The sequence below is a fragment of the Streptococcus oralis genome (genome assembly GCF_018448765.2).
GTDB classification, from domain to species: domain Bacteria; phylum Bacillota; class Bacilli; order Lactobacillales; family Streptococcaceae; genus Streptococcus; species Streptococcus oralis_BM.
Genome location: NZ_JAHCMC020000001.1, coordinates 1 through 10,970, shown reverse-complemented (window position 1 = coordinate 10,970; position 10,970 = coordinate 1). Strand labels below are relative to the sequence as shown.

At 43.6% G+C, this 10,970-nt stretch carries 5 protein-coding genes, 3 tRNA genes, 3 rRNA genes, 1 other RNA gene and 1 pseudogene; all 13 read left to right on the top strand.

The window, feature by feature from the left end; genetic code table 11:
* Position 1 precedes the first annotated feature (1 nt).
* The 13 genes and pseudogenes from hpt to ffs all read left to right on the top strand — a co-directional run bounded on the left by hpt (position 2) and on the right by ffs (position 10,970).
* Positions 2 to 544 carry a hypoxanthine phosphoribosyltransferase gene (gene hpt, locus KIH88_RS00065; protein ID WP_000889402.1) on the top strand — a complete coding sequence of 181 codons (543 nt, stop codon included), beginning with the start codon at positions 2 to 4 and terminating at the stop codon, positions 542 to 544.
* A 15-nt stretch (positions 545 to 559) separates the two neighbouring features.
* Positions 560 to 2,518 (top strand): ATP-dependent zinc metalloprotease FtsH, encoded by a 1,959-nt coding sequence (gene ftsH / locus KIH88_RS00060; protein ID WP_213988674.1) that lies wholly within the window; start codon positions 560 to 562, stop codon positions 2,516 to 2,518.
* 39 nt (positions 2,519 to 2,557) lie between these two features.
* A pseudogene (locus tag KIH88_RS00055) lies at positions 2,558 to 2,812 on the top strand (23S rRNA (uracil(1939)-C(5))-methyltransferase RlmD); the annotation flags it as partial.
* A 65-nt stretch (positions 2,813 to 2,877) separates the two neighbouring features.
* Positions 2,878 to 2,949: transfer RNA gene (locus KIH88_RS00050), tRNA-Glu, on the top strand.
* A gap of 231 nt (positions 2,950 to 3,180) precedes the next feature.
* Positions 3,181 to 4,727 (top strand): 16S ribosomal RNA (locus tag KIH88_RS00045).
* A gap of 51 nt (positions 4,728 to 4,778) precedes the next feature.
* Positions 4,779 to 4,851 (top strand) — tRNA-Ala (locus KIH88_RS00040).
* Between the two features lie 122 nt (positions 4,852 to 4,973).
* A 23S ribosomal RNA gene (locus tag KIH88_RS00035) occupies positions 4,974 to 7,875 on the top strand.
* Between the two features lie 76 nt (positions 7,876 to 7,951).
* Positions 7,952 to 8,067 (top strand): 5S ribosomal RNA (rrf, locus tag KIH88_RS00030).
* Together the 16S, 23S and 5S rRNA genes with 3 tRNA genes alongside form the textbook arrangement of a ribosomal RNA operon.
* Positions 8,068 to 8,072: 5 nt before the next feature.
* Positions 8,073 to 8,146, top strand: a tRNA-Asn gene (locus KIH88_RS00025).
* A 270-nt stretch (positions 8,147 to 8,416) separates the two neighbouring features.
* Positions 8,417 to 8,653 (top strand): sigma(X)-activator ComW, encoded by a 237-nt coding sequence (gene comW, locus KIH88_RS00020; protein ID WP_000939506.1) that lies wholly within the window; start codon positions 8,417 to 8,419, stop codon positions 8,651 to 8,653.
* Between the two features lie 242 nt (positions 8,654 to 8,895).
* Positions 8,896 to 10,182 carry an adenylosuccinate synthase gene (locus tag KIH88_RS00015; RefSeq protein WP_213988982.1) on the top strand — a complete coding sequence of 429 codons (1,287 nt, stop codon included), beginning with the start codon at positions 8,896 to 8,898 and terminating at the stop codon, positions 10,180 to 10,182.
* A gap of 200 nt (positions 10,183 to 10,382) precedes the next feature.
* A complete protein-coding gene (gene tadA, locus KIH88_RS00010) occupies positions 10,383 to 10,850 on the top strand; it encodes a tRNA adenosine(34) deaminase TadA (protein ID WP_213988983.1) in 468 nt (155 codons plus the stop codon).
* A 39-nt stretch (positions 10,851 to 10,889) separates the two neighbouring features.
* An RNA gene (ffs, locus tag KIH88_RS00005) (signal recognition particle sRNA small type) lies at positions 10,890 to 10,970 on the top strand.

The window sequence follows — 10,970 nt, the reverse complement described above, 5'->3', positions numbered from 1 at the left end:
GATGTTAGAACACGATATAAAAAAAATTCTCGTTTCACATGATGAAATTACAGAAGCAGCTAAAAAGCTAGGTGCACAATTAACAAAAGAATATGAGGGGAAAAATCCAATTCTTATTGGAATTCTAAAAGGATCAATTCCTTTTATGGCTGAATTGGTCAAACATATTGATACGCATATTGAGATGGACTTCATGATGGTATCTAGTTACCATGGTGGAACAGCAAGTAGTGGTGTCATCAATATCAAGCAAGACGTGACTCAAGATATCAAAGGAAGACATGTTTTATTTGTAGAGGATATCATCGATACAGGTCAAACTTTGAAAAATTTGCGAGATATGTTTATTGCAAGAGAAGCAGCTTCTGTTAAAATCGCGACTTTATTGGACAAACCAGAGGGACGTGTTGTTGAAATTGAAGCGGATTATACTTGTTTTACTATTCCAAATGAGTTTGTGGTAGGTTATGGTCTGGATTATAAAGAAAATTATCGTAACCTTCCTTATGTCGGAGTATTGAAAGAAGAAGTTTATTCAAATTAGAAAGATCTATCTTTAATGAAAAAACAAAATAATGGTTTAGTTAGAAATCCATTTCTCTACTTGTTAATTATCTTCTTCCTAGTGACAGGATTCCAGTATTTTTACTCTGGAAATACTGCTGGACGAAGTGAAAAAATTAACTATACAGAATTGGTAAAAGAAATTACAGCAGACAATGTAAAAGAATTAACCTATCAGCCAAATGGTAGCATCATTGAAGTGTCTGGTGTTTATAAAAATCCTAAGACTAGTAAAGAGGAAACAGGAATTCAATTTTTTACTCCTACAGCTACAACAGTAGAAAGATTCTCAAGTATTATTCTTCCGTCTGATTCAACAGTTTCAGAATTGCAAAAACTTGCTTCTGAACATCAGGCTGAAGTTACAGTCAAACATGAGAGTTCAAGTGGTATGTGGATCAATATCCTTGTGTCCGTTGTTCCATTTGCTATTCTTTTCTTCTTCCTATTCTCTATGATGGGAAATATGGGAGGAAATAATAGTAGAAATCCAATGAGTTTTGGACGTAGCAAGGCTAAAGCTGCTAATAAAGAAGATATCAAGGTACGTTTCTCAGATGTTGCAGGTGCTGAGGAAGAAAAACAAGAATTAGTCGAAGTTGTTGAATTCCTAAAAGACCCAAAACGATTTACAAAACTTGGTGCGCGTATTCCTGCGGGTGTTCTTTTGGAAGGACCTCCGGGAACAGGTAAGACCTTACTTGCTAAGGCAGTTGCTGGAGAAGCAGGGGTTCCGTTCTTTAGTATCTCAGGATCTGACTTTGTAGAAATGTTTGTCGGAGTTGGTGCAAGTCGTGTTCGTTCTCTTTTTGAGGATGCAAAAAAAGCAGCGCCAGCTATCATCTTTATCGATGAAATTGATGCTGTTGGTCGCCAACGTGGTGTCGGCCTCGGTGGAGGAAATGATGAACGTGAGCAAACTTTGAACCAACTCCTGATTGAGATGGATGGTTTTGAGGGAAATGAAGGAATCATCGTTATCGCTGCAACTAACCGTTCAGATGTTCTAGATCCAGCTCTTCTCCGCCCAGGACGTTTCGATAGAAAAGTCTTGGTTGGTCGCCCTGATGTTAAAGGTCGTGAAGCAATCTTGAAAGTTCACGCTAAAAATAAACCTCTGGCAGGCGATGTTGATTTGAAACTAGTTGCCCAACAAACCCCAGGCTTTGTGGGAGCTGACTTAGAAAATGTTCTAAACGAGGCAGCCTTGGTTGCAGCTCGTCGCAATAAATCAATTATTGATGCTTCAGATATTGATGAGGCAGAGGACAGAGTGATTGCTGGACCATCTAAGAAGGATAAAACAGTATCACAAAGAGAACGTGAATTGGTTGCTTATCATGAGGCTGGGCATACCATTGTTGGTTTAGTCTTGTCAAATGCCCGTGTTGTTCATAAAGTTACCATTGTACCACGTGGACGTGCAGGTGGTTACATGATTGCACTTCCTAAAGAGGATCAAATGCTTCTGTCTAAAGAAGATATGAAAGAGCAATTGGCAGGTTTGATGGGTGGTCGTGTAGCTGAAGAGATTATCTTTAATGTTCAAACTACAGGGGCCTCAAATGACTTTGAACAAGCTACTCAGATGGCGCGTGCAATGGTCACTGAATATGGTATGAGTGAAAAACTAGGACCAGTTCAATACGAAGGAAATCATGCTATGTTTGGTGCACAAAGTCCTCAAAAATCAATTTCAGAACAAACAGCCTATGAGATTGATGAGGAAGTACGTTTATTATTAAATGAAGCACGAAATAAAGCAGCTGAAATTATCCAATCAAATCGTGAGACACACAAATTGATTGCAGAAGCATTGTTGAAATATGAAACATTGGATAGTACACAGATTAAATCTCTTTATGAAACAGGAAAAATGCCTGAGACAGTGGAAGAGGAATCTCATGCACTATCTTATGATGAAGTAAAATCAAAAATGAGTGAAGAAAAATAAATTTAGAGAGGTTCGACCTCTCTTTTTATGTTCTAATGTGATGGTTACCGAGCAGATGCTCTGATAGTCGACCCCCCCCCTCGGACAGGTTTAGACGACAAATTATTAGATACAATCTTAGCCTATGTACCAGAAAAAATGATTTATGTATCTTGCAATGTTTCGACCTTGGCGAGAGATTTGGTTAAACTAGTAAAAGTTTATGATCTCCAGTATCTCCAGTCGGTCGATATGTTTCCCCACACTGCACGGACAGAAGCAGTTGTTAAGTTAGTGAAGAAAAGAAAAAGTTAAATTCACTGAAAAAGTTCTTGACAAAGGCGGAAAAGCAGGTATAATAGAAAGAGTTGAAAAGCTCAGGTCCGTTGGTCAAGGGGTTAAGACACCGCCTTTTCACGGCGGTAACACGGGTTCGAATCCCGTACGGACTATGGTGTATTGCGGTTAGAAAAAACTTGAAAAAAGTTTAAAAAATCTGTTGACAGAGGCAGGTAGCTGTGATATACTAATATAGTTGTCGCTTGAGAGAGATTGAGTGACAAAGACCTTTGAAAACTGAACAAGACGAACCAATGTGCAGGGCACTACAACTTTAGTTGTAGTACTGAACAATGAAAAAACAATAAATCTGTCAGTGACAGAAATGAGTGAGAACTCAAACTTTTAATGAGAGTTTGATCCTGGCTCAGGACGAACGCTGGCGGCGTGCCTAATACATGCAAGTAGAACGCTGAAGGAGGAGCTTGCTTCTCTGGATGAGTTGCGAACGGGTGAGTAACGCGTAGGTAACCTGCCTGGTAGCGGGGGATAACTATTGGAAACGATAGCTAATACCGCATAATATTGACTATTGCATGATAGTCAATTAAAAGGTGCAATTGCATCACTACCAGATGGACCTGCGTTGTATTAGCTAGTTGGTGGGGTAACGGCTCACCAAGGCGACGATACATAGCCGACCTGAGAGGGTGATCGGCCACACTGGGACTGAGACACGGCCCAGACTCCTACGGGAGGCAGCAGTAGGGAATCTTCGGCAATGGACGGAAGTCTGACCGAGCAACGCCGCGTGAGTGAAGAAGGTTTTCGGATCGTAAAGCTCTGTTGTAAGAGAAGAACGAGTGTGAGAGTGGAAAGTTCACACTGTGACGGTATCTTACCAGAAAGGGACGGCTAACTACGTGCCAGCAGCCGCGGTAATACGTAGGTCCCGAGCGTTGTCCGGATTTATTGGGCGTAAAGCGAGCGCAGGCGGTTAGATAAGTCTGAAGTTAAAGGCTGTGGCTTAACCATAGTACGCTTTGGAAACTGTTTAACTTGAGTGCAAGAGGGGAGAGTGGAATTCCATGTGTAGCGGTGAAATGCGTAGATATATGGAGGAACACCGGTGGCGAAAGCGGCTCTCTGGCTTGTAACTGACGCTGAGGCTCGAAAGCGTGGGGAGCAAACAGGATTAGATACCCTGGTAGTCCACGCCGTAAACGATGAGTGCTAGGTGTTAGACCCTTTCCGGGGTTTAGTGCCGCAGCTAACGCATTAAGCACTCCGCCTGGGGAGTACGACCGCAAGGTTGAAACTCAAAGGAATTGACGGGGGCCCGCACAAGCGGTGGAGCATGTGGTTTAATTCGAAGCAACGCGAAGAACCTTACCAGGTCTTGACATCCCTCTGACGGCTCTAGAGATAGAGTTTTCCTTCGGGACAGAGGTGACAGGTGGTGCATGGTTGTCGTCAGCTCGTGTCGTGAGATGTTGGGTTAAGTCCCGCAACGAGCGCAACCCCTATTGTTAGTTGCCATCATTTAGTTGGGCACTCTAGCGAGACTGCCGGTAATAAACCGGAGGAAGGTGGGGATGACGTCAAATCATCATGCCCCTTATGACCTGGGCTACACACGTGCTACAATGGCTGGTACAACGAGTCGCAAGCCGGTGACGGCAAGCTAATCTCTTAAAGCCAGTCTCAGTTCGGATTGTAGGCTGCAACTCGCCTACATGAAGTCGGAATCGCTAGTAATCGCGGATCAGCACGCCGCGGTGAATACGTTCCCGGGCCTTGTACACACCGCCCGTCACACCACGAGAGTTTGTAACACCCGAAGTCGGTGAGGTAACCTTTTAGGAGCCAGCCGCCTAAGGTGGGATAGATGATTGGGGTGAAGTCGTAACAAGGTAGCCGTATCGGAAGGTGCGGCTGGATCACCTCCTTTCTAAGGATAAGGAACTGCGCATTGGTCTTGTTTAGTCTTGAGAGGTCTTGTGGGGCCTTAGCTCAGCTGGGAGAGCGCCTGCTTTGCACGCAGGAGGTCAGCGGTTCGATCCCGCTAGGCTCCATTGGTGAGAGATCACCAAGTAATGCACATTGAAAATTGAATATCTATATCAAATAGTAACAAGAAAATAAACCGAAACGCTGTAGTATTAAAAGAGTTTATGACTGAAAGGTCAGAAAATAAGGTTAAGTTAATAAGGGCGCACGGTGGATGCCTTGGCACTAGGAGCCGAAGAAGGACGTGACAAACGACGATATGCCTTGGGTAGCTGTAAGTAAGCGATGATCCAGGGATTTCCGAATGGGGGAACCCAGCAGGTACTACCTGTTACCCATATCTGTTAAGGATGTGAGGAGGAAGACGCAGTGAACTGAAACATCTAAGTAGCTGCAGGAAGAGAAAGCAAAAGCGATTGCCTTAGTAGCGGCGAGCGAAACGGCAGGAGGGCAAACCGAAGAGTTTACTCTTCGGGGTTGTAGGACTGCAATGTGGACTCAAAGATTATAGAAGAATGATTTGGGAAGATCAGCCAAAGAGAGTAAGAGCCTCGTATTTAAAATAGTCTTTGTACCTAGCAGTATCCTGAGTACGGCGGGACACGAGAAATCCCGTCGGAATCTGGGAGGACCATCTCCCAACCCTAAATACTCCCTAGTGACCGATAGTGAACCAGTACCGTGAGGGAAAGGTGAAAAGCACCCCGGGAGGGGAGTGAAATAGAACCTGAAACCGTGTGCCTACAACAAGTTCGAGCCCGTTAATGGGTGAGAGCGTGCCTTTTGTAGAATGAACCGGCGAGTTACGATATGATGCGAGGTTAAGTTGAAGAGACGGAGCCGTAGGGAAACCGAGTCTGAATAGGGCGCATTAGTATCATGTCGTAGACCCGAAACCATGTGACCTACCCATGAGCAGGTTGAAGGTGCGGTAAGACGCACTGGAGGACCGAACCAGGGCACGTTGAAAAGTGCTTGGATGACTTGTGGGTAGCGGAGAAATTCCAAACGAACTTGGAGATAGCTGGTTCTCTCCGAAATAGCTTTAGGGCTAGCGTCGACATAAAGATTCTTGGAGGTAGAGCACTGTTTGGGTGAGGGGTCCATCCCGGATTACCAATCTCAGATAAACTCCGAATGCCAAAGAATTATGGTCGGCAGTCAGACTGCGAGTGCTAAGATCCGTAGTCGAAAGGGAAACAGCCCAGACCACCAGCTAAGGTCCCAAAATAATTGTTAAGTGGAAAAGGATGTGGGGTTGCACAGACAACTAGGATGTTAGCTTAGAAGCAGCTATTCATTCAAAGAGTGCGTAATAGCTCACTAGTCGAGTGACCCTGCGCCGAAAATGTACCGGGGCTAAAACAATTTACCGAAGCTGTGGATACCTTTATAGGTATGGTAGGAGAGCGTTCTATGTGTGGAGAAGGTGTACCGTGAGGAGCGCTGGAACGCATAGAAGTGAGAATGCCGGTATGAGTAGCGAAAGACAGGTGAGAATCCTGTCCACCGTAAGACTAAGGTTTCCAGGGGAAGGCTCGTCCGCCCTGGGTTAGTCGGGACCTAAGGAGAGACCGAAAGGTGTATCCGATGGACAACAGGTTGATATTCCTGTACTAGAGTATGTAGTGATGGAGGGACGCAGTAGGCTAACTAAAGCAGACGAATGGAAGTGTCTGTCTAAGCAGTGAGGTGTGAATTGAGTCAAATGCTTAATTCTATAACATTGAGCTGTGATGGGGAGCGAAGTTTAGTAGCGAAGTTAGTGACGTCACACTGCCAAGAAAAGCTTCTAGCGTTAAACATACTCTACCCGTACCGCAAACCGACACAGGTAGTCGAGGCGAGTAGCCTCAGGTGAGCGAGAGAACTCTCGTTAAGGAACTCGGCAAAATGACCCCGTAACTTCGGGAGAAGGGGTGCTGACTTTACGTCAGCCGCAGTGAATAGGCCCAAGCAACTGTTTATCAAAAACACAGCTCTCTGCTAAATCGTAAGATGATGTATAGGGGGTGACGCCTGCCCGGTGCTGGAAGGTTAAGAGGAGTGCTTAGAGGTAACTCGAAGGTATGAATTGAAGCCCCAGTAAACGGCGGCCGTAACTATAACGGTCCTAAGGTAGCGAAATTCCTTGTCGGGTAAGTTCCGACCCGCACGAAAGGCGTAATGATTTGGGCACTGTCTCAACGAGAGACTCGGTGAAATTTTAGTACCTGTGAAGATGCAGGTTACCCGCGACAGGACGGAAAGACCCCATGGAGCTTTACTGCAGTTTGATATTGAGTGTCTGTACCACATGTACAGGATAGGTAGGAGTCTAAGAGATCGGGACGCCAGTTTCGAAGGAGACGTTGTTGGGATACTACCCTTGTGTTATGGCCACTCTAACCCGGATAGGTGATCCCTATCGGAGACAGTGTCTGACGGGCAGTTTGACTGGGGCGGTCGCCTCCTAAAAGGTAACGGAGGCGCCCAAAGGTTCCCTCAGAATGGTTGGAAATCATTCGCAGAGTGTAAAGGTATAAGGGAGCTTGACTGCGAGAGCAACAACTCGAGCAGGGACGAAAGTCGGGCTTAGTGATCCGGTGGTTCCGTATGGAAGGGCCATCGCTCAACGGATAAAAGCTACCCTGGGGATAACAGGCTTATCTCCCCCAAGAGTTCACATCGACGGGGAGGTTTGGCACCTCGATGTCGGCTCGTCGCATCCTGGGGCTGTAGTCGGTCCCAAGGGTTGGGCTGTTCGCCCATTAAAGCGGCACGCGAGCTGGGTTCAGAACGTCGTGAGACAGTTCGGTCCCTATCCGTCGCGGGCGTAGGAAATTTGAGAGGATCTGCTCCTAGTACGAGAGGACCAGAGTGGACTTACCGCTGGTGTACCAGTTGTCTTGCCAAAGGCATCGCTGGGTAGCTATGTAGGGAAGGGATAAACGCTGAAAGCATCTAAGTGTGAAACCCACCTCAAGATGAGATTTCCCATGATTATATATCAGTAAGAGCCCTGAGAGATGATCAGGTAGATAGGTTAGAAGTGGAAGTGTGGCGACACATGTAGCGGACTAATACTAATAGCTCGAGGACTTATCCAAAGTAACTGAGGATACGAAGCGTGAGGTTTTCTAATTATTTGATAGATATTCAATTTTGAGTAGGTATTACTCAGAGTTAAGTGACGATAGCCTAGGAGATACACCTGTACCCATGCCGAACACAGCAGTTAAGCCCTAGAACGCCGGAAGTAGTTGGGGGTTGCCCCCTGTGAGATATGGAAGTCGCTTAGCTTTTATCCGCCATAGCTCAGTTGGTAGTAGCGCATGACTGTTAATCATGATGTCGTAGGTTCGAGTCCTACTGGCGGAGTACTGAAAAAACGTTCATTGAACGTTTTTTTTATTTATGTGACTAAATTAGTACGTCTTGCTCCGTCAGGTGAAGTACATAGACGGGTAGTTATGACTTTTAAGTGAAGTAGATAGTTGAAAATCTAAGTTTTAGTTTTTGTACCTATAATTACCTCTTTATTTTATTTTTAGTTCGTTTAGCTTTAAATTCTTCTTTTATAGGATTTGAAGCTTTTTTAGTTCCTTTTTTTGTTAGACTAGTGTTAGTAATAAGAAAGGGAATTTTTATATGCTTCAGAAATTTTATGACCGAGCATTTGTTTTTTTGAAACTAGTTGAACAAGAATATGCCTCTTTAGGCCAGAGTTGTGCTGAGTGGGAATCACTTCATCTTCGGTTTTTACTATATTATTTAATCCGATTTAAAATAAAAAGTGATAGGGACTTTTCACTATATCACTTTAAAACAGCTTATCGCCTATATCTAGATAAATTACTGCAAGGTGGTACAACTCTTATCCAATAAGAAACTCATAAATCATATATCACGAACAATAATCTGTATTGATTTTATATTTTTTAGGATTTTATTTAATTTTTAAGGTTTTGAATTTTGTTATTTACGGAAATTCCAAATCTTTTCTACTGTTTCTTCTTGATAAAATAGTGTTTTTTTCTTATAATAAATTGTAAGATATAATTGCGGGTGAAATTCCTGCCATGTATATGAGAAAGGACGAGCTCCTAGTAGCTCAGACGAATTTTATTATGACTTCAGTTGTTGTTGTAGGTACCCAATGGGGCGATGAAGGTAAAGGAAAAATTACAGATTTTCTTTCAGCCAATGCGGAAGTGATTGCTCGTTACCAAGGTGGTGATAATGCAGGTCACACCATTGTTATTGATGGTAAAAAGTTTAAGTTGCACTTGATTCCATCTGGGATTTTCTTCCCTGAAAAAATTTCAGTTATTGGAAACGGTATGGTTGTAAATCCTAAATCTCTTGTGAAAGAATTGTCTTATCTGCATGAAGAAGGTGTTACAACAGATAATCTACGTATCTCTGATCGTGCGCATGTTATTTTGCCTTACCACATTGAGTTGGATCGCTTGCAAGAAGAGGCTAAAGGTGACAATAAGATTGGTACTACAATAAAGGGAATCGGTCCAGCCTATATGGACAAGGCAGCCCGTGTAGGTATCCGTATTGCAGATCTTTTGGATAAAGAAATTTTCCGTGAGCGTTTGGAACGCAATCTTGCGGAAAAGAATCGTTTGTTTGAAAAATTGTATGATAGTGAACCTATTTCAGTTGATGATATTTTTGAAGAGTATTATGAGTATGGTCAACAAATCAGGCAATACGTGACAGATACTTCTGTTATCTTGAACGATGCGCTTGATAATGGTAAACGTGTGCTGTTTGAAGGTGCGCAAGGTGTTATGTTGGATATTGACCAAGGTACGTATCCATTTGTTACTTCTTCAAACCCTGTCGCTGGTGGTGTGACAATTGGGTCTGGAGTTGGTCCAAGTAAGATTGACAAGGTTGTAGGTGTTTGTAAAGCCTATACAAGTCGTGTAGGTGACGGACCTTTCCCAACTGAGTTGTTTGATGAAGTGGGAGATCGTATCCGTGAAGTAGGTCATGAATACGGAACAACAACTGGCCGTCCACGTCGTGTAGGTTGGTTTGACTCAGTTGTGATGCGTCATAGCCGCCGTGTATCTGGAATTACAAATCTTTCATTGAACTCTATTGATGTTTTGAGTGGTTTGGATACAGTTAAAATCTGTGTAGCCTATGATCTTGATGGTCAACGTATTGACTACTATCCAGCTAGTCTTGAACAGTTGAAACGTTGCAAACCTATCTACGAAGAGTTACCAGGCTGGTCAGAAGATATCACTGGAGTCCGTAATTTGGAAGATCTTCCTGAGAATGCGCGTAACTATGTTCGTCGTGTGAGCGAGTTGGTTGGGGTTCGTATCTCAACTTTCTCAGTAGGACCTGGTCGTGAACAAACTAATATTTTAGAAAGTGTTTGGTCATAGGAGATTTTTAAGATTAGTTTAAGATAGGTCGGGTATACTATAGACAGTTACAAGAAGACCTCCTAACTTGTTGTAACAAATATCCTAAACTTTTCTTTTTCATAATAATCTCCCTATTAAGTCACCGCATTCGGTGGCTTTTTTTGTATTGAGAATCATGATATAATAATAAAATCGACAAGTAGGAAAAGAGAAGAACGATGAATTATACAGTTGAAGAAAAAGAAGCCTTTATGAGAGAGGCTTTGAGAGAGGCTGAGATTGCCTTAGAACACGATGAAATTCCAATTGGTTGTGTGATTGTCAAGGATGGAGAAATCATTGGTAGGGGGCATAATGCGCGCGAGGAGTTGCAACGGGCGGTCATGCATGCAGAAATCATGGCCATAGAGAATGCGAATGTTAGTGAGGAGAGTTGGCGCCTGCTGGATTGTACGCTTTTTGTGACCATTGAACCTTGTGTTATGTGTAGCGGGGCCATTGGGCTTGCCCGTATTTCAAACGTAGTCTACGGGGCTAAAAATCAGAAATTTGGTGCAGCTGGAAGTTTGTATGATATTTTGACAGATGAGCGTCTCAATCATCGTGTAGAGGTGGAAACGGGAATTTTGGAAGATGACTGTGCAGCGATTATGCAGGACTTTTTCCGAAATCGACGGAAAAAATAATTTCTCTTTAAAAACAGAAGGGAATGTGGTATAATAAATAGTGGAGCAACAGTTCTGCGTGAAGCGGGTCAGGGGAGGAATCCAGCAGCCCTAAGCGATTTGAATTGTGTGCTCTTTTTT